This is a genomic window from Pantoea sp. MBLJ3, assembly GCF_000816655.1.
In the GTDB taxonomy this organism is placed as follows: Bacteria; Pseudomonadota; Gammaproteobacteria; order Enterobacterales; family Enterobacteriaceae; genus Pantoea; species Pantoea eucalypti.
In genome coordinates, this window is the sequence record NZ_JSUT01000008.1 from 121,423 (window position 1) to 141,045 (window position 19,623).

The following is a 19,623-nucleotide window of genomic DNA, read 5'->3' on the forward strand; positions in this document are numbered from 1 at the left end:
GGATCATAACATTTCATTATCATGGCGTAAGGCGAAGATGGGGCGAGGCGGCAAAATGCGGATCGACTGCTGCCGATCCGCAGAATATTGGCGAAATTACGCTGCTTTTTCCTCTAAACCACGGTAGATCGAACCACCTGGCACGGCACCGATAATCGGCATTAACCAGAGGATTACTCGAACAGATTGCGATGCAGGGTACGTACCACGCTTTCCGCATCGTTGCCGGGCACCAGGAAGCAGAGATTGTAGCTGCTGGCACCGTAGCAAATCATCCGCAGGTTGAACGGATCGAGTACACCAAACACCTCTTTGCCGACACCGCATGCTTTTGACAGCTGGTTGCCGATAATCGCCACCAGCGCCAGATCTTCTTCCACCTCTACCCGGCACAGCGACGAGAGTTCAGTCAGCAAGGCCTGGGTCAGCAGACTGGCGCTGGTTGAGGTCGAGCCGGTGGTGTCGAGGGTCAGCGCCACGCTCACTTCGGAGGTGGTGATCAGGTCAACCGAGACGTTGTGACGTGCCAGAATGTTGAAGAGTTCGGCGAGGAAACCAAACGTATGCAGCATGTTAAGGCTATGCAGCGTTAACAGCGTCTGCTTGCGGCGTAAAGCCAGCGCCCGGAACAACGGCGGGTTACGGGTTTCGTTGCAGACGCGGGTTCCGCCCGCTGCCGGATCCTTGCTGGAACCGACGAAGACCGGAATACCCCGACGCACAGCAGGAAGCAGTGTCGCGGGATGCAGCACTTTCGCGCCAAACGTCGCCATTTCGGCGGCTTCTTCAAAAGTGATCTCGTCAATGCGCTTCGCCGTCGGCACCACGCGGGGATCGGTGGTGTAGATGCCTGGCACATCTGTCCAGATATCCACTCGTGCCGCATTCAGCGCTTCGCCCAGCAGCGCGGCGGTGTAATCACTGCCGCCACGCCCTAAGGTGGTGGTGCGCCCCTCACGTTCACTGCCAATGAAGCCCTGAGTAATGACCAATGCCTGCCCGATGCGCGGCTGTAACTGCGCCGTCGCCTGCTCCGCCAGCACCTCAACATCCGGTACAGCCCGGCCAAAATGATCGTCGGTGCGCATCACTTTACGGACATCGAACCACTCCGCGTTAACCTGACGTTCACGCAGAATTTCCACAAACAGCAGTGATGACATCAGCTCGCCGTGGCTGACCAGTTCATCAGTCAGGGCGTTAGAGGTGGCCAGTGAAGCCGCTTCAGAGAGCATGCTGATATTGTCGATCATCCGATCGATTTCATCGCGGATCACTTCCGGATGCTGCAGGCGATCGACAATGGCATACTGAATACGGCGGATATCATCAAGCAGAACAGCGCGCTGCGGAGCCTGCTGGCCTTCAGCCAGCGCCACCAGCAGATTGGTAATGCCCGCCGAAGCAGAGAGCACAACCAGACGCGTACTGGCGTCCTGCAACACCACATCGGCGCTGCGGTTCATCGCTTCAAAATCGGCTACGCTGGTGCCGCCAAATTTTGCCACTATCAGAGTTTGAGACATGTAGGACCTCGTGTCAGGTTATCTTGTTCTCGCCGATGAAAGGGTCGAGAAACATTCTTTCAGCCAGGCACAAGGAAAGAGCAGAAACGGGCGGACAAGATCAGATAGACGAGTCACCCAGAAGCGCCCCACCTTGCGAAACGTCGACTGCAGACGTTTCTGGTGACAACCCAGAGGATTCAGCCCCTGTAGCCGACAGGCAGCACACCGCGTGCTGACCCACCTCGGCGTCGCTCCCCATTATGTGTTTTCACCGGATACGGTTCCTCCAACACACTACCTGGGCGACGCGCCTCTTCTGGCTTGCGCACAGGTGCGCAAGTAGGCGCATAGATTTAGCCTTTTCTGGACCTGCTGTCAATGTCAGCGATGGCTGGAGAGCCGCATCAGAAAACAAATTAACCAGCGCCGCAGCGGTTACAGTGCTTAATGGGTTCAGCACCTGCAGCAATCCCTGATACGGCACAACGTTTTGCGCAGACTTTTGCGCCACACTTTGCTGCGCGCTGGGTCTGTGCCCCGCGGGGTGTTCGCGCCAGTGAATGCTGACGATAAACCACAGCGTGCCGATCGCCTGTCCGGTGCGCGCTGACAAAATTTTTCCTTTCAGTTACAACTGTGGTCATACTGAAACGCTAAACGGGCATGATGTGCCTCCGATGGAATGACGGTTCTTAATATCAACAAGAGTGTTGCCATGAAAAATATCAATCCGACACAAACCGCAGCCTGGAAAGCGCTGCAACAGCATTTTGAGCAGATGAAATCGGTAGAAATTGCCGATCTGTTCGCCCAGGATGCCGATCGTTTTGCCAAATTCTCTGCCACCTTTGATGATCAGATGCTGGTGGATTTTTCCAAAAACCGCATCACCCAGGAAACGCTCGATAAGCTCCAGGCGCTGGCCAAAGAGACCGATCTCAGCGGTGCCATCAAGTCTATGTTCTCGGGTGAGAAGATTAACCGCACTGAAGATCGTGCAGTGCTGCATGTCGCACTGCGCAACCGGAGCAACACGCCGATTCTGGTGGATGGCAAAGATGTGATGCCAGACGTCAACGCGGTGCTGGACAAGATGAAAGGCTTCTCAGAGCGCATCATCAGCGGTGAATGGAAAGGCTATACCGGTAAAGCGATCACCGACGTGGTGAATATCGGCATCGGCGGCTCCGACCTCGGCCCGTTTATGGTGACAGAGGCGCTGCGCCCGTATAAAAACCATCTGAACATGCATTTTGTCTCTAACGTTGACGGCACCCATATCGCCGAAACGCTGAAAGAGCTCAGCCCGGAAACCACCCTGTTCCTGGTTGCCTCCAAGACCTTCACGACTCAGGAAACTATGACCAACGCCCACAGTGCGCGCGACTGGTTCCTGAAAACTGCTGGCGATCAGCAGCACGTAGCGAAACACTTTGCTGCGCTGTCGACCAATGCCAAAGCGGTGGGTGAATTCGGTATCGACACGAACAACATGTTTGAATTCTGGGACTGGGTTGGCGGCCGCTATTCACTGTGGTCAGCCATCGGTCTGTCGATCATTCTCTCTATTGGCTTCGAAAACTTCGAGCAGCTGCTGAGCGGCGCACATGCCATGGACCAGCACTTCGCAACGACCCCGGCTGAGCAGAACCTGCCGGTGCTGCTGGCGCTGATTGGCATCTGGTACAACAATTTCTTTGGTGCTGAAACCGAAGCGATTCTGCCTTATGACCAGTACATGCACCGCTTTGCCGCCTATTTCCAGCAGGGAAATATGGAGTCAAACGGCAAGTATGTGGATCGCGCCGGTCATCCGGTGGACTACCAGACTGGCCCCATCATCTGGGGTGAACCTGGCACTAACGGTCAGCACGCGTTTTATCAGCTGATCCATCAGGGCACCAAGCTGGTTCCGTGTGACTTTATTGCGCCGGCTATTACCCATAACGCGCTGACAGATCACCATCCGAAGCTGCTCTCTAACTTCTTTGCCCAGACCGAAGCGCTGGCGTTTGGTAAATCACGCGACGTTGTCGAGAAAGAGTTTACCGATGCCGGTAAATCTGCAGAGTCAGTGGCCCATATCGTGCCGTTCAAAGTGTTTGAAGGGAACCGCCCGACTAACTCCATCCTGCTGCGTGAGATCACCCCATACAGCCTGGGTGCGCTGATTGCCCTGTATGAGCACAAAATCTTCACTCAGGGCGCCATCCTGAATATCTACACTTTCGATCAGTGGGGTGTGGAATTAGGTAAGCAGCTGGCAAACCGTATTCTGCCGGAACTGGAAAATGAGGATGAAATTACCACTCACGACAGTTCCACCAATGCCTTAATTAATCGTTATAAATCCTGGCGTTAATCGGCATTAATTTTACCGGGCGGCAACCTTGTCGCCCTTTTTTTGTCTGTTTTAACATCTTATTGGGTAATTCATCAGGACAGAGATGCCTGCCAGCACGGGAAAAGTCTTAAAATACCCCAGGATAATTCTGAACATCACGCTCCGGAACAGCGTTTAATCCAGTATAAAGTGGATCTGATAATAGCGACGTTACGAGGTTAACTATTGATTCATAGCCATATTTAATTTAAGACCTTCTGAGTAAATTCTGATTATTCTTATTCCGTACCATTTATAAATAAAAAAGAACATTACGCTTTGCATTCCCCTTAGCAGCAGCGAAATATAGGGTATCAACCGGAAATACTCCGATATAAAAAGCAGTTATCCCCAATATTACTGATTAAATCACGCAATCATCCCGCCATTTGACCTGGTTTTTATAGCACTGAACTCTGATATTTTGTTGCCCTATAATGAACGCGCCCGCAATGGGACTGTCCGTCGCACTGGTCGCAGCCTGTCTGCATAGCCATTGTCGCTGGTCAGAGATCCTTCATTCACTCAATGCAGGAAACGTTGTTATGAAAAAAACTATGGTTGCCGGTGCAGCCTTGATCCTCGTTGCCGCCTCCTCAAGCGCATTTGCTGCGCCGCAGGAAGCAGGTGAAGCAGGTACGGCAGCAGGCGCGCAGGCGGGAGCAATCTCTGCTGGTGCTTCTACCGCTGTCGGTATCGGCGCACTTGGTGCGTTGGTCGGGCTCGGCATTGCCGCTTCTGGCGGTGGTGACGGTGCAAATACCGGTACAACAACCACAACCACGACGAGCACCACTCGTTGATGGATGCCCGAAACGCGTCTGATTACTGAACGGTAACAAACCGGCGAGGCTGAAAAACTGACTACGGTGAGGATTTCAGCGGAGCCACATTGTCTGCCGCTTTGCAGCCAGACGGGACGGGCAGAGCACCTTTAAACATAACCACACGCCTGTGTGGTTATTTTTACTTTGGCATGACTTATCAGGGACACACAGTGCGCCAACTTCCTCTGCTGCTCGCTTGCCTGCTGCTGCAGGCCTGTACACAAACGCAAAAAGGTCTTGAACAGACTTTGCTGCTTGCGGTTAACGGTCCGGATGACGTCACCGTTACCGATCAACAGGTCAACAATCTCCCCTATGCCAGTCTCTACGCTCGTCTGAATGACGGTCCGCGCATTTTTGTGGTGCTGGGCTACAGCGAGCAGGGACAGCAGAAATGGGTCACTCAGGATCAGGCGATGCTGGTAACACAGCATGGCCGTCTGGTTAAAACCCTGGGCTTACCCGATAACCTGCTGAGCGTCAGCAATCTGCAACAGGATCCGCTCGCTGACAGTCTGCATATCAGCAACGGCGCTGGCTGGACCCGCATCGTGCAGTGGACCGAGCAGGGTAAGGTTCGCGGCGCGACCGTGCGTTCAACCTTCCAGCGCGGCACCGACGAGGTGCTGACGGTTGCAGGCAACCGCATCCCGTGTCGTGTCTGGCATGAGCAGGTGAGCATCGACAGCAGTAACCGCGAGTGGGAAAACACCTTCTGGATCGATAACAGCAGCGGCGATGTGGTGCAGGCCCATCAGATGCTGGCGGCCGATGCCTTCCCTGTTGATATCACTATTCTGAAGCCGGCGAAATCATGAAAAAAATCACTATTTTGCTGGCCGGGCTGAGCCTGTTCAGCGTCGCAGGGGCGCAGGCTGCTGCGCAGGTTACTGTCCATACACCGCACAATGGCGGTCAGGCTGAGCTGAGCCAGATCACTGATCTCTCACAGCTGGTGACCCTGCCTCCACTGCAGGTCAACACGGACTGGCGCGGTACCTTTATTGCCGAGCGCGGCGCAACCGCAGTCGCCCGGCAGCAATATCAACAGACGCTGGGCGCGTTACGGGCCTGGCGTGCCGACAGCAGCGGCGATCGGGCGGTGGCCATTGATGAGGTGATTCGCCAGCTGAGCGCCATCAAAGTGACAGGTCGCCAGTTTACTTCGCTTGACCCGGACTGGATTCGTCTGCATCCGGCGGACAACCGTCGGCTGGAAGGCAGCTATGACCTCTATCTGCAGGCGCCCACCGATTCAGTGCTGCTGCTCGGCGCACTGAGCGGCGCAGGCAAGGTGAGCTGGCAGCCGGGTAAATCAGTACGCGACTATCTGGATGGTCATGACGCACTCTCCGGGGCAGAACGCAATTTTGTCACGGTGATTGCCCCTTCAGGCGCCACACAGCAGGTGCCGGTTGCTTACTGGAATCGCCGCCATGCGGAAGTGGAGCCAGGCAGCGTTATCTGGCTGGGCTTTTCGTCATGGAGCCTGCCAGGCAGTGATGAAGACCTGAACGATCGCATCCTTTCCGTACTGACTCACCGGATACCAGACTGATGAAAAAACGTTATCTCTTCAGCCTGTTGGCTGTTTCCGTGGCGGCAGCCTGTCAGGCGCAGGCTGACACTTTCCCCGCGCCGGTGGGTCCTTCACAATCCGATTTCGGTGGTGTTGGCCTGATGCAGGTGCCGACGGCGCGCATGTCCAGAGAGGGTGAATTCAGCCTCAACGCCCGCGACAACGATCAGTATCGTTACTACTCTGCCTCACTGCAGCTCTTCCCCTGGCTGGAAACTACGGTGCGTTATACCGACGTGCGGACCCGTCAATACAGTGCGGTATCAGAATTCAGCGGCACACAGAGCTACAAAGATAAAGCCTTCGATTTGAAACTGCGCCTCTGGCAGGAAGGTTTCTGGCTGCCAGAGGTGGCGGTGGGAACCCGCGATCTCGGCGGTACTGGCCTGTTCGACAGCGAATATCTGGTGGGAACCAAAGCCTGGGGGCCGTTCGACTTTACGCTGGGCGTCGGCTGGGGCTACCTCGGCAACAGCGGCACGCTGAAGAACCCCTTCTGCTCATACAGCGACAGCTATTGTCAGCGTCCGAAAGTGGGCGAAGCGGGTTCGATCAATGGCTCGCAGATGTTCCATGGTCCGACGGCGCTGTTTGGCGGCGTGGAGTATCAGACGCCCTGGCAGCCGCTGCGCCTTAAGATGGAATATGAAGGCAACGACTACCAGAATGACTTTGCTGGCCGCCTTGATCAGCGCAGCAAGCTCAACGTTGGGGCAATCTATCGTGTGACCGACTGGGCCGACATCAACGCCAGCTACGAACGCGGCAATACCTTTATGTTTGGTGTCACCATCCGAACCAACTTCAACGATCTGCGCCAGGCGCACATCGACAGCGAGAAGCCGGCCTACAATCCGCAGCCGCAGCCAAAACTGCTGGAGACGACGGTGGTGGGTTCTCAGCTGACCGATCTGAAATACAACGCCGGTCTCGACGGTCCGCGTATTCAGACTCAGGGCCATACGCTCTATGTGTCAGGCGAGCAGACGAAGTATCGCGATACCCGTGAAGGGGTGGATCGCGCTAACCGCATTATCATGAACCACCTGCCTGACGGCATCGACACGATCAATGTCACCGAGTCGCGCTTTAACATGCCGCAGGTAACCACGGAGACGAAAGTCGCCAGCCTGCGTAACGATCTGGAAGGCTATCCGCTGGGCCATGAGAAGCCGCTGCAACAGACACGCAAAGAACCGGTCGATCCGGGTACCACTGAGCAGGGGATGTTTATCCGTAAAGATCGCCTGAACTACAGCCTGTCGCCGGTGCTGAATCAGTCGGTGGGCGGCCCGGAAAGCTTCTATATGTATCAGGTCGGCGTGATGGCCAGCGCGGATTACTGGCTGACGGACCACCTGCTGGTGGGCGGCAGTCTGTTTGGTAACCTCGCCAACAACTATGACAAGTTCAACTACAACGGCGCACCGGCGGACTCTTCCCTGCCGCGCGTGCGTACCCATATCCGCGACTACGTTGAGAACAATGTCTACGTCAACGATCTGCAGGCGAACTATATGGGCCAGCTCGGTAATGGCTTCTATGGTCAGGTTTACGGCGGCTATCTGGAGACGATGTACGGCGGCGTGGGTGGCGAGGTGCTTTATCGTCCGGTCGATGCGAACTGGGCGGTGGGCGTCGATGCCAACTACGTTCGTCAGCGTGACTGGGACAATATGATGCAGTTTAACCGCTATAAAGCGGCAACCGGCAACCTGACGGGCTACTGGCGTCCATGGTTCATGCAGGATGTACTGGTGAAAACCAGCGTCGGTCAGTATCTGGCGAAAGATAAAGGCGTGACGGTTGATGTCTCGAAGCGCTTCGACAGCGGCGTGATGGTCGGTGTTTATGCTACCAAAACTAATGTGTCGTCTGAAGAGTATGGCGAAGGCGACTTCACCAAAGGCTTCTATATCTCCATCCCGATGGATCTGTTCACCGTGACACCAACGCGTGGTCGCGCGCAGGTGAACTGGGTGCCGCTGACGCGTGATGGTGGTCAGATGCTGGGCCGTAAGTACCAGCTGTATGATCTGACGTCGGATCGCGATGCTCGCTTCAACTAAGCAGAGGCGGCCTTCGGGCAGCTCAGCGCTGTTTACAGAAGCAGGCTCAGGGAGCAAACGCCCTGCGTAAAGACGCAAAAAACGCCAGGAGCGTTTTTGAACAACGCAACGCGTTGGTCCGTTTGCGGGCGCACCTCAGGGATGAGGTGCGTAATTGCGCGGGCCGAGCGGCCAAAGACTGGCTTTAGCGCCTTTCCGATCTGACCGTCTTTCCTGCGCCGCTCCGGTATCACAGCAGTGCGGACCAGGCTTTATCAACCACCTCGGGCCGCTTTTTTTATTTAGTCCGCATCGTAGCCGAGATTCGGCGCCAGCCAGCGCTCCACCTCCGTAACCGACATCCCTTTGCGTGCCGCATAATCTTCCACCTGATCACGCTGAATCTGCGCCACGGCAAAATAGCGGCTGTCAGGATGGCTGAAATACCAGCCAGACACCGCCGCACCCGGCCACATCGCATAAGATTCGGTGAGTTTCATGCCGGTCTGCGCTTCCACTGCCAGCAGACGCCAGATAGCGGCTTTTTCGGTATGCTCCGGGCAGGCCGGATAGCCTGGCGCCGGACGTATCCCCTGATAATTTTCGCGAATCAGCTCTTCGTTGCTGAGATTCTCGTTGGGCGCAAAGCCCCAGATCACCTTACGCACCCGCTCGTGCAGGTATTCGGCGAAGGCTTCCGCCAGACGGTCAGCCAACGCTTTCACCATGATCTTGTTGTAGTCGTCGTGCTGACGATCATAGGCCTCCGCCAGCGCATCCTCTTCCAGTCCGCCTGTCACCGCGAACGCGCCAAGATAATCCGCTTTTCCGGAGGTTTTCGGCGCGACAAAATCCGCCAGGCAGTAGTTGGCGAAGTCGGTTTTCTCGGTCTGTTGACGTAAGTGATGACTCACACACAACACTTCATCGCGCCGCTCATCACTGTAGAGATGAATATCATCGCCGACCCGGTTAGCCGGGAAAATACCGACCACACCACGCGGTTTCAGCAGTGACTGATCACTTAATCTGTCGAGCATCGCATTGGCATCGGCGAACAGACGCTGCGCCTCTTCACCGACCACCTCATCTTCAAGAATGCGGGGATATTTGCCCGCCAGCGACCAGGTCATAAAGAATGGCGTCCAGTCGATGTAGTGGCGCAGCGTGGCAATGCTGGCCTCCACCTGGCTGACACCGAGACGGTGTGGCACCGGCGGCGAGTAGCTTTCCCAGTCAATCGACGTGGCGTTATCGCGCGCCGTCTGCAGCGAGACCGGCGGCGTGCGCGGCTTTTTGCGCGCATGCTGGATGCGTACGGTTTCGTACTCTTTGCGCGTTCGGGCAACGAAATCGTCTTTTAAGGTGGCGGAGAGCAGTGATGAAACGACGCCAACAGTGCGTGAGGCGTTCTGCACGTAGACCGTCGGGCCGCTGTAGTGCTGCTCAATTTTGACGGCAGTATGTGCCTTTGAGGTGGTCGCGCCGCCAATCAGCAGCGGTAAGGTAAACCCCTGACGCTCCATCTCTTTCGCCATATTGACCATCTCATCCAGCGACGGCGTAATCAGACCGGATAAGCCAATGATGTCCGCATTCACTTCGCGCGCCGTTTTAAGGATTTTTTCGCCCGGCACCATCACGCCAAGGTCGACAATTTCGTAGTTATTACACTGCAGCACCACGCCGACAATGTTTTTGCCGATGTCATGTACGTCACCTTTAACGGTGGCCAGCACGATTTTACCGTTGCTGCGCCCCGCCTCTTTGCTGGCTTCGATAAAAGGCTCCAGATAAGCCACCGCCTGCTTCATTACGCGTGCCGATTTCACCACCTGCGGCAGGAACATTTTGCCTTCGCCGAACAGGTCACCGACCACGTTCATGCCGGACATCAGCGGACCTTCAATCACTTCTATCGGACGCGGCACCTGCTGGCGCGCCTCTTCGGTATCCTGCTCGATAAACTCCGTGATCCCCTTAACCAGCGAATACTCCAGTCGCTTCACCACGTCCCAGCTTCGCCACTCGGCGAGCTGCTTTTCCTGCGCACCATCGCTTTTGCCGCCACGGTATTTCTCCGCCAGCGCCAGCAGCCGCTCGGTGCCATCATCCCGGCGGTTAAGGATCACATCTTCTACCGCCTCGCGCAGTTCTGTCGGCAGATCGTCATAGATGGCCAGCTGACCTGCGTTAACGATGCCCATATCCATGCCGTTTCGGATGGCGTAGTAGAGGAACACCGCGTGTATTGCTTCACGAACCGGATCGTTGCCCCGGAATGAAAACGATACGTTGGAGACGCCGCCGGAGATCATGGCATGGGGCAGTTCACGCTTGATATCTTCACAGGCACCGATGAAATCCATGGCGTAGTTGTTGTGTTCGTCGATGCCGGTGGCGACTGCAAAAATGTTGGGATCGAAGATAATATCTTCCGGCGGGAAACCGACCTGCTCGGTGAGGATGTGGTAAGCACGGCGGCAGATCTCAATTTTACGGGCACGCGTATCCGCCTGGCCCACTTCGTCAAACGCCATGACTACCATCGCCGCCCCATAACGCCGGACCTGCCGCGCATGGTGGATAAAGGCGGCTTCACCCTCTTTCATCGAAATCGAGTTCACGATCCCTTTGCCCTGAATGCACTGCAGCCCTTTCTCAATGACCTCCCATTTGGAGGAGTCGATCATGATCGGCACGCGGGCAATATCGGGCTCGCCTGCAATCAGATTCAGGAAGCGCACCATCGCTGCTTCAGCATCGAGCATCCCTTCATCCATGTTGATGTCGATGATCTGTGCGCCGCTCTGCACCTGCTGCAGCGCCACTTCAAGCGCTTCGTTGTACTTCTCTTCTTTGATCAGCCGCTTAAATTTTGCGGAGCCAGTGACGTTGGTGCGCTCACCAACGTTAACAAACAGTGACTCTGCGGTGATGTTCAGCGGCTCAAGACCCGAGAGACGACAGGCCACTGGAATCGTCGGCAATGGACGCGGCGCAACACCTTCAACCGCCGCGACCATGGCAGCTATATGCTTCGGCGTCGTACCACAACAGCCGCCAATAATATTCAGGAAACCCGAGGTCGCCCATTCACCAATCTGCTGCGCCATCAACTCTGCATCAAGATCGTATTCGCCGAACGCGTTGGGCAGACCGGCGTTAGGATGGGCAGTCACGTAGCCTTCAGCAATGCGTGACAGCTCCGCCACATACTGACGCAGTTCATCCGGTCCCAGCGCGCAGTTCAGGCCAAAAGAGAGCGGTTCGGCATGGCGCAGCGAGTTGTAAAAGGCTTCCGTGGTCTGACCGGAGAGCGTCCGGCCTGACGCATCGGTGATGGTGCCGGAGATCATCAGCGGCAGCGTGACACCCAGCGCTTCCATCTCGGTCTGCACTGCATAGATGGCGGCTTTGGCATTCAGCGTATCGAACACCGTTTCGATCATAATGATGTCGGAACCGCCCTCCACCAGCGCACGGGTTGATTCGCGGTATGCCTCTACCAGCTGATTAAAGGTGACGTTTCGGTAAGCCGGATCGTTGACGTCGGGTGAGATCGAGCAGGTGCGGTTGGTCGGGCCGAGCACCCCCGCGACATAACGCGGGCGGTCCGGTGTTTTCGCCGTCCACGCATCTGCGCAGGCTCGCGCCAGCCGGGCCGCTTCATAATTGATCTCCGCCGACAGGCTTTCCATCTGGTAGTCCGCCATCGCAATCGACGTGGCGTTAAAGGTATTGGTTTCGAGGATATCTGCACCTGCAGCCAGATAAGCGTCGTGGATCTCGCGGATCACGTCCGGTTTACTCAGCACCAGCAGATCGTTGTTGCCTTTGAGATCGCAGGGCCAGTCAGCAAAACGGCTGCCGCGATAATCCTCTTCCTCCAGCCGGTAACTCTGGATCATGGTGCCCATGCCACCATCCAACACCATAATGCGTTGTGCGAGCTGCTGATGTAGCGCGTCGATTTTATTGCTCACTGTTGCCCCATTCACGTCAGTCTGCTGGCGGAAAACCCTGTTTTCCATTCTGGCACAACCCTGTCTGGCGACAAAGTAACCTCACCTGAGAGATTTTCAGATCATCGCCTTACAGGTCTGACCAGAAAACCAGCGTTTGCAAACCGCGCGATTAAAACGAAAATGATTTCCACAATGCAAAAGGAGAGACAACAATGGCCACGCCCGTTCCTGTTAAGCGCGGTAAGAAACCCCGCGGCACCCCTGTCGCCGCACCCGCGGGCGGTCAGGTTCAATCACTGACGCGCGGCCTCACGCTGCTGGAGCTGATTGCAGATTCACATGGCAGCGTGGCGCTGACCGAGCTCGCGCAGCAGGCGGGTTTGCCTAACTCCACCACGCATCGCCTGCTCAGCACCATGCAGCAGCAGGGCTTTGTCCGCCAGGTGGGCGATCTCGGGCTATGGACGATTGGCGCACACGCCTTTGTGGTTGGCAGCAGTTTCCTGCAAAGCCGTAATCTGCTGGCGCTTGTTCATCCGGTGTTGCGGAGCCTGATGGAGCAGTCCGGTGAAACAGTGAATCTGGCGGTGCTGGACCTCAGTGACTATCAGGCGGTGATCATTGATCAGGTGCAGTGCACCCAGCTGATGCGGATGTCAGCACCGATTGGCGGCAAGCTGCCGATGCATGCGTCAGGTGCAGGCAAAGCCTTTCTGGCCCATCTGGGGGAAGAACAGATTACTGCCCTGCTGCATCAGAAAGGATTGCACTACTACACGCCAAAAACCCTGATGTCGCCACAGAGTCTGAAAGAGAATCTGGCACAGGTGCGTAAAGCGGGCTTTTCGCTGGATGATGAAGAGCATGCACTCGGACTGCGCTGTGTCGCTGCACCCATCTATGATGAACATGGCGAGGCGTTTGCTGCCCTCTCCATCTCCGGCCCTATCGCCCGCATGACAGACGACAGGATTACGGAATTAGGTGCGCTGGTCATCCGCGAAGCGCGTCAGGTTACGCTGGCGTACAGCGGTCGCTAACCCTCTCTGGCGTATAGCAGACGCTGAAACGCTGCGTCTGCCGCCAGGCGATCACCTCTTCGACATGGCCCTGCGCGATGCGCTGCTGCTGTGTGCGCCACCAGCTGGCGTCGAATATTTCCGGATGCAGTTCCAGCAGCAAAGCGCCGGTCGCGGTTTCGCTGCATAACGCATAGCGGAAGGTTTCGGGAAAGACATCGTCTGGCCCCACGCTGTACCACGGCTCGGCACTGAGTTCATCTTCCTCATAGCGTGCCGCGGGCACCTCCCGGAAGTTCAGCTCCTGCATCGGGCGGATCTCATCGTAATCGTAAAATATCACCCGCCCATGACGGGTTATGCCGAAGTTTTTAAACAGCATATCGCCGGGAAAGATATTGGCTGCCGCCAGCTGTCGAATGGCATTGCCATACTCTTCAATGGCATGACGTCGCTCGGCTGGGCTGGCCTGGGCAAGATAGAGATTCAGCGGCTGCATACGGCGCTCCAGCCACAGATGACGAATAATCAGGCGATCGCCTTCGATATACAGCTTCTCTGCCACACAGGCGTGGAGTTCCGCCAGCAGCGCTGGTGAGATGCGCGCCAGCGGCAGTGCAAACTGTTCAAACTCCTGGGTATCTGCCATGCGCCCCACGCGGTCGTGCTCTTTGACCTGCTGATAACAGGCGCGGACCTGTGCTTCCGTCACCTCTTTTTGCGGTGCGAAGCGATCCCTGATGACCTTGAATACCCAGTCAAAGCCCGGCAGCGTGAAGACCAGCATCACCATGCCGCGCACGCCAGGCGCGATCTCAAAGGCTGTTTCACTCTCTGCCAGCGCCTGAAGATATTCGCGATAGCTTTCCGTTTTACCGTGCTTCTGGCAGCCAATCGCCATATAGCGTTCGGCCAGCGTTTTGGCGGGCAGAATGGGTTGCAGCCAGGCGACCAGTGCCGCAGGTACCGGGGCATACACCATGAAATAGGCGCGGGCAAAACCAAAGACAATGCTGGCGTCATTCACATCCGTCAGACAGGTGTCGATCCACAGTTCGCCGGTTTCCGTCCGCTGGATCGGCAGCAGACAGGGAAAGATACTCGCTGGCAGATGCAGACGCGCCACCAGCCAGGCCGTTTTGTTGCGATAAAAGAGTTCACTGTTGACCTCGAGCCAGCCCTCGCTCAGCCGGGGAAAATGCGACTCCAGGTGGCGGACAATCCAGCCCACATCGCGCGCGCGGTGCTGCCACGGTAGCGTCAGCGGTAGATCCTCCAGTATCTGATCTACCAATGCCCGCCAGCCCCGCTCCGGCTGGTAACGCCGTGATAAGGGGCGCAGAGGTGTGACCGGCGCGGTCAGGGACTGAGAGCTGAAGATAAACAGCCGTTCAGGTTGCAGGTCGGCATGTCCGTGTAGCCGGCAATAGACGGAATTAAAGAAGCTTTCGGCAATTTCGTGCCGCGGATAGCCAGGTAGCAGGCTTTGATAGTGATCTTTAACCCTCAGCCAGAACATCGCATCCCAGCTTGCCGCACCGTTCAGCACGCGCAGTTGATCGGCAACCAGGCTGACGTGATGATCATAGAGATGAATGCGAGCCTTCATGGCATGCTGCACTGCCTGCCATTCTGCCTGCTCAAAGCGCTGCTGCGCGCCGGCAGTAATATCCAGAAAGCGTCCATACTGAGCATCAAATCCCTGCAGGATAGTGTGTGCAATCAGCGATTCGCGTGGCGGCATAGTCAGCTCCGGTCAATGCCCGCCCGCATGGTGCGGGCGGGGAACCCATCAGAGAAAAAGCGTCAGAACTGGTGCTCTTCGGTCGAGCCGGTGAGCGCGGTGACCGAGGATTTACCGCCCTGAATGATGTTGGTCACCTGATCGAAATAGCCGGTGCCCACTTCCTGCTGATGTGACGAGAAGCTATAACCGCGATCGCGGGCCGCGAACTCAGGCTGCTGAACCTTTTCCACATAGTGGCGCATCCCTTCACCCTGCGCATAGGCATGGGCCAGATCGAACATGTTGAACCACATGCTGTGGATGCCTGCCAGCGTGATGAACTGGAAGCGATACCCCATGTCGCTGAGCGCCTGCTGAAATTGCGCGATAGTGCGGTCATCGAGGTTCTTTTTCCAGTTAAACGAGGGCGAGCAGTTGTAGGCCAGTAGCTTGCCGGGGAAACGCGCATGAATAGCGTCGGCAAAACGCTGCGCCATCGCCAGATCTGGTGTTGAGGTTTCACACCACAGGATGTCAGCATAAGGTGCATAGGCCAGTCCGCGACTGATCGCCTGTTCAATACCGGCATGAGTGCGGAAGAAGCCTTCTGCCGTCCTGTCGCCCCGGATAAAGGGACGATCGTATTCATCGCAGTCTGAGGTAATCAGGTCAGCGGCGTCGGCGTCGGTGCGAGCCAGCAGCACGGTTGGCACACCCATTACATCGGCCGCCAGTCGTGCCGCTACCAGTTTCTGAATCGCTTCCTGGGTCGGTACCAGCACTTTGCCACCCATGTGACCGCATTTTTTAACCGCCGCCAGCTGGTCTTCGAAGTGGACCGCCGCCGCCCCCGCCTGAATCATCGCCTTCATCAGCTCATAGGCATTGAGCACGCCGCCAAAACCGGCTTCAGCATCGGCAACAATCGGCAGGAAGAAATCAGTATGCCGGCTGTCGCCCTCTTCAATGCCGCTGGACCACTGAATCTGATCGGCACGCTGAAACGTCTGGTTAATGCGGGTCACCACTTCCGGTACGGAGTTCACCGGGTAGAGCGACTGATCGGGATACATCTGTCCTGCCACATTGGCATCCGCAGCCACCTGCCAGCCAGAGAGATAGATCGCTTCAATGCCCGCTTTGGCCTGTTGCAGTGCCTGCCCGCCACTGAGCGCACCCAGGCTGTTGATGTAACCTTTCTTCGCCTCGCCGTTCAGCAGCGCCCATAACTTTTCGGCACCGCGCTCTGCCAGCGTACAGGCAGGCAGAACCGAGCCGCGCAGATTAACCACCTCTGCTGCGCTGTAAGGGCGGATAATGCCCTCCCAGCGTGCGGTCTGCCAGAGTTGTTCCAGTTGATCGATCTGTTGAGTACGTGTCATGGCAATAGCTCCTCTGTTCAGGGGATCAGGCGGTAGCCTGGCAGGGTAAGAAAGGAAACCAGTTCGCGTTCGGTGGTGATCTGCGCCATCAGCTGTGCCGCGTCGTCATAGCGACCGGCGCTGAACCGGGCTTCGCCCAGCGCGTTTTGCAGCAGGTGCAGCTCTTCGTTCAGCCAGCGCAGAAACAGTTCGGCCGTAACCTGCTGGCCGTTGTTCAGGATTTGCTGATGACGAATCCATTGCCAGATTGAGGTGCGTGCAATCTCAGCGGTGGCGGCATCCTCCATCAGCCCGTCAATCGGCACACAGCCGTTACCGCTGATCCAGGCTTCAAGGTATTGCAGCGCGACGCGGATATTGGCGCGCATCCCCGCTTCGGTGCGCTCACCCTGACAGGGCGCAAGTAACTGCTCCGCCGTGATTGGTGCATCCTCTTCCCGCATAACATGCAACTGGTTGGGTCGGTCGCCCAGCACGGCATTGAAGACCGCCATAGCGGTGTCTGCCAGGCCCGGATGCGCAATCCAGGTACCGTCATGCCCGTTGCCCGCCTCACGCTGTTTATCTTCCGTCACGCGCTGCAGTACCCAGGCATTACGTGTTGGGTCTTTAGCAGGAATCAGGGCTGACATTCCCCCCATCGCGAAGGCTCCCCGACGATGACAGGTTTTAATCAGCAGACGTGAGTAAGCATCCAGAAACGGCTGCGACATGGTGACTGACTGGCGATCCGGCAGAACGCGATCCGCATGCTGTTTCAGGGTTTTGATGTAGCTGAAGATGTAATCCCAGCGGCCGCAGTTGAGGCCCACAATATGATCGCGCAGATTCCACAGGATCTCATCCATCTGAAACACGGCGGGTAACGTTTCAATCAGGACGGTAGCCTTGATCGTACCGCGCGGCAGATCGAACTGATCCTCGCTGAAACTGAAGATCTCACGCCACCAGGCGATCTCCTGCCAGCTCTCTGTTTTCGGCAGATAGAAGTAAGGCCCGCTGCCTTTGGCCAGTAAAGGCCGGACGTTGTGGAAGAAATAGAGCGCGAAATCAAACAGCCCGCCCGGAATCGCCTCACCCTGCCAGCTGACATGTTTTTCTGACAGATGCAGACCGCGAACCCGGCACATCAGCACCGCTGGGTTTGCGCCGAGCTGATAAATTTTGCCTTTGTCGCTGGTGTAACTCAGCGTGCCCTGCACCGCCTCGCGCAGTGTGAGCTGCCCTTCCATCAGCTTTGACCACTCCGGTGACAGCGAATCCTCAAAGTCGGCCATAAAGACTTTTACGTTTGAGTTCAGGGCATTAATGACCATTTTTCGATCCGGTGGGCCGGTGATCTCAACCCGACGATCTTCTAAGTCGGCCGGAATGGATTGAATACGCCACGCACCCTCTCTTATGGAAGCAGTTTCCATATCGAAGTCTGGCAGATAGCCCTGGTCATAGCGTTGCTGACGCTGCTGGCGTGCCAACAACAGCTCGTTGCGTTGCGATGCAAAGCGTGCGACCAGCGCTTCCAGAAAAGAAACCGCTTCGGGCGTTAACTGTTGTTGTTCGGCATGGCTAAAGGGCTGGCTGAAATTCAGCGCAGGGCTGATCACTGAGTCTGTCATGCTGGCGTTCTCCTGTATTCAAAGGATCGAATGCAGCGGATCCACACGGTGTTTATTTTGTGAGCTACAGGATCAGAGCATAAGCATTTATTTATCTAAATCAAAAACTATTTCCATTTTTATACATTAACCCAGCTATCCTGATGTTTTATATAGATTTAAAGTTTTATTTATTAAAGGAACGACTTTCATTGCTGTTTTTCAGGCGAAAAAAAACCGTGTTGCCATCGGCTAACACGGTTCAGTTGATCTTCGGGCGGGACTATTCCAGCGTTGGATTCATGCGACGCAGATCGAATGGCGTGATCTGGTAAACGTAGTAGTTGAGCCAGTTCGAGAACAGCAGATTACCGTGGCTACGCCAGGTCGCGCGCGGTGGCAGGGCCGGATTGTCCTGTGGGAAATAGTTATAGGGGACTTCCGGATTCACACCCGCTTCATAATCACGATGATACTCACCAGACAACGTCAGCGCGTCATACTCCGGATGGCCAGTAACAAATACCAGGCGTTTGTCTTTACTCGCCATCAGATAGGCACCGGTTTGTTCCGATTCAGCAAACAGCTCAAGATCGGTGTAATCCGAGATCAGTTGAGTAGGAAAATCAGCATAACGAGAGTGTGGTGCGAGGAAATTATCATCAAAACCCCGGGTCAGTAAGGCATGAGGATGCAATATCTGATGCTCATAGACGCCGGACAGTTTGTTATGTCGGGTTTGCTTGGGAATGCCATACAGAATATTAAGCGCCGCCTGCACGGCCCAGCAGACAAACAGCGTTGAGGTGACGTGCTCATTTGCCCAGTGCAGCACGCGCTGAATCTGGGGCCAGTAAGCAACATCATTAAAATCGACCAGCCCCAGTGGCGCACCTGTCACGATTAAGCCGTCATAGTTGTCATGTTGGATATCTTCAAAATTGCAGTAGAAGTTGTTGAGGTGCTCAGTGGGCGTATTGCGTGACTCGCGGCTGTCGATGCGCAGCAGCTGAATATCGATCTGTAAGGGCGAGTTGGAAAGCAGACGCAGAAACTGATTCTCTGTTTCGATCTTTTTCGGCATCAGATTCAGTATGAGCACTTTAAGCGGTCGGATCTCCTGAACACTGGCGCGCGACGACGTCATGACAAAGACGTTTTCGTCACGCAAAAAATTCACTGCCGGTAATTCGTCGGGAACCCTGATTGGCATAACCTGCTCACCTCTCGTAACCATATAAACGTTTAGACATCTGGATGCCCAACATTAGCCTGATCGTTGTGAGATGTCGAGGTTTCATGCGGAAAATGAAAATGTTTCAGCTTAAAGGGGGATAGTGTTAAAGGGACATAGCGCAGACGCAAAATAATGCAGACGTAAAAAAGCCCCGCACTCTCGTGCGGGGCTTCTTCACTTATTTAATGCCTGGCAGTTCCCTACTCTCGCATGGGGAGACCCCACACTACCATCGGCGCTACGGCGTTTCACTTCTGAGTTCGGCATGGGGTCAGGTGGGACCACCGCGCTAAAGCCGCCAGGCAGATTCTGTCTCCGCGCCGCCCGTGAAGGCCGCGCAGATATATTATC

General features: G+C 55.9%; 12 protein-coding genes, 1 rRNA gene and 1 riboswitch. Of the genes, 6 read left to right on the forward strand and 7 right to left on the reverse strand.

Features of this window, described 5'->3' with window-relative positions; translation table 11 throughout:
• Window positions 1–173 precede the first annotated feature (173 nt).
• Entirely contained in the window at window positions 174–1,526 is a 1,353-nt protein-coding gene (gene lysC / locus NP77_RS14625) for a lysine-sensitive aspartokinase 3 (protein WP_003855819.1), read from the reverse strand.
• A gap of 113 nt (window positions 1,527–1,639) precedes the next feature.
• A riboswitch (Lysine riboswitch) is annotated at window positions 1,640–1,832 on the reverse strand.
• A gap of 391 nt (window positions 1,833–2,223) precedes the next feature.
• On the opposite strand from lysC, the gene pgi reads away from it, so the two are divergent.
• The 5 genes from pgi to NP77_RS14655 all read left to right on the forward strand — a co-directional run bounded on the left by pgi (window position 2,224) and on the right by NP77_RS14655 (window position 8,366).
• A complete protein-coding gene (gene pgi / locus NP77_RS14635) occupies window positions 2,224–3,870 on the forward strand; it encodes a glucose-6-phosphate isomerase (RefSeq protein ID WP_033763406.1) in 1,647 nt (548 codons plus the stop codon).
• A gap of 566 nt (window positions 3,871–4,436) precedes the next feature.
• Entirely contained in the window at window positions 4,437–4,694 is a 258-nt protein-coding gene (yjbE, locus tag NP77_RS14640; protein ID WP_008926598.1) for an exopolysaccharide production protein YjbE, read from the forward strand.
• Between the two features lie 194 nt (window positions 4,695–4,888).
• Window positions 4,889–5,536, forward strand: coding sequence for a YjbF family lipoprotein (locus tag NP77_RS14645; RefSeq protein ID WP_003852764.1), 648 nt, complete (start codon window positions 4,889–4,891; stop codon window positions 5,534–5,536).
• Window positions 5,533–6,276, forward strand: coding sequence for a capsule biosynthesis GfcC family protein (locus tag NP77_RS14650; RefSeq protein WP_003852765.1), 744 nt, complete (start codon window positions 5,533–5,535; stop codon window positions 6,274–6,276). The genes NP77_RS14645 and NP77_RS14650 overlap by 4 nt, the downstream gene beginning before the upstream one ends.
• On the forward strand, window positions 6,276–8,366 hold the full coding sequence (locus tag NP77_RS14655) for a YjbH domain-containing protein (RefSeq protein ID WP_039660686.1): 2,091 nt from the start codon (window positions 6,276–6,278) through the stop codon (window positions 8,364–8,366). The genes NP77_RS14650 and NP77_RS14655 overlap by 1 nt, the downstream gene beginning before the upstream one ends.
• A 281-nt stretch (window positions 8,367–8,647) precedes the next feature.
• Here NP77_RS14655 and metH read toward each other — a convergent pair whose 3' ends face one another.
• On the reverse strand, window positions 8,648–12,379 hold the full coding sequence (gene metH, locus NP77_RS14660) for a methionine synthase (protein ID WP_369700125.1): 3,732 nt from the start codon (window positions 12,377–12,379) through the stop codon (window positions 8,648–8,650).
• A 146-nt stretch (window positions 12,380–12,525) separates the two neighbouring features.
• Between metH and iclR the strand changes: the two genes are divergently transcribed.
• Complete coding sequence (gene iclR, locus NP77_RS14665; protein ID WP_003852768.1) at window positions 12,526–13,353, forward strand: glyoxylate bypass operon transcriptional repressor IclR; 828 nt, start codon at window positions 12,526–12,528, stop codon at window positions 13,351–13,353.
• On the opposite strand, the gene aceK is transcribed toward iclR, so the two are convergent.
• The 5 genes from aceK to rrf all read right to left on the reverse strand — a co-directional run bounded on the left by aceK (window position 13,328) and on the right by rrf (window position 19,575).
• On the reverse strand, window positions 13,328–15,076 hold the full coding sequence (gene aceK, locus NP77_RS14670; RefSeq protein WP_039660688.1) for a bifunctional isocitrate dehydrogenase kinase/phosphatase: 1,749 nt from the start codon (window positions 15,074–15,076) through the stop codon (window positions 13,328–13,330). The two genes, iclR and aceK, sit on opposite strands and share 26 nt — an antisense overlap.
• Before the next feature lie 62 nt (window positions 15,077–15,138).
• The gene (gene aceA, locus NP77_RS14675) at window positions 15,139–16,440 is read right to left on the reverse strand and encodes an isocitrate lyase (RefSeq protein WP_003852771.1); all 1,302 of its coding nucleotides are present in this window, start codon (window positions 16,438–16,440) and stop codon (window positions 15,139–15,141) included.
• 17 nt (window positions 16,441–16,457) lie between these two features.
• Window positions 16,458–18,056: a malate synthase A gene (aceB, locus tag NP77_RS14680; RefSeq protein WP_039660689.1), complete on the reverse strand. Its 1,599-nt coding sequence runs from the start codon at window positions 18,054–18,056 to the stop codon at window positions 16,458–16,460.
• Window positions 18,057–18,318: 262 nt separating this feature from the next.
• A complete protein-coding gene (gene metA / locus NP77_RS14685) occupies window positions 18,319–19,248 on the reverse strand; it encodes a homoserine O-succinyltransferase (protein WP_003852776.1) in 930 nt (309 codons plus the stop codon).
• 211 nt (window positions 19,249–19,459) lie between these two features.
• Window positions 19,460–19,575: ribosomal RNA gene (gene rrf, locus NP77_RS14690) — 5S ribosomal RNA — on the reverse strand.
• Window positions 19,576–19,623 lie beyond the last annotated feature (48 nt).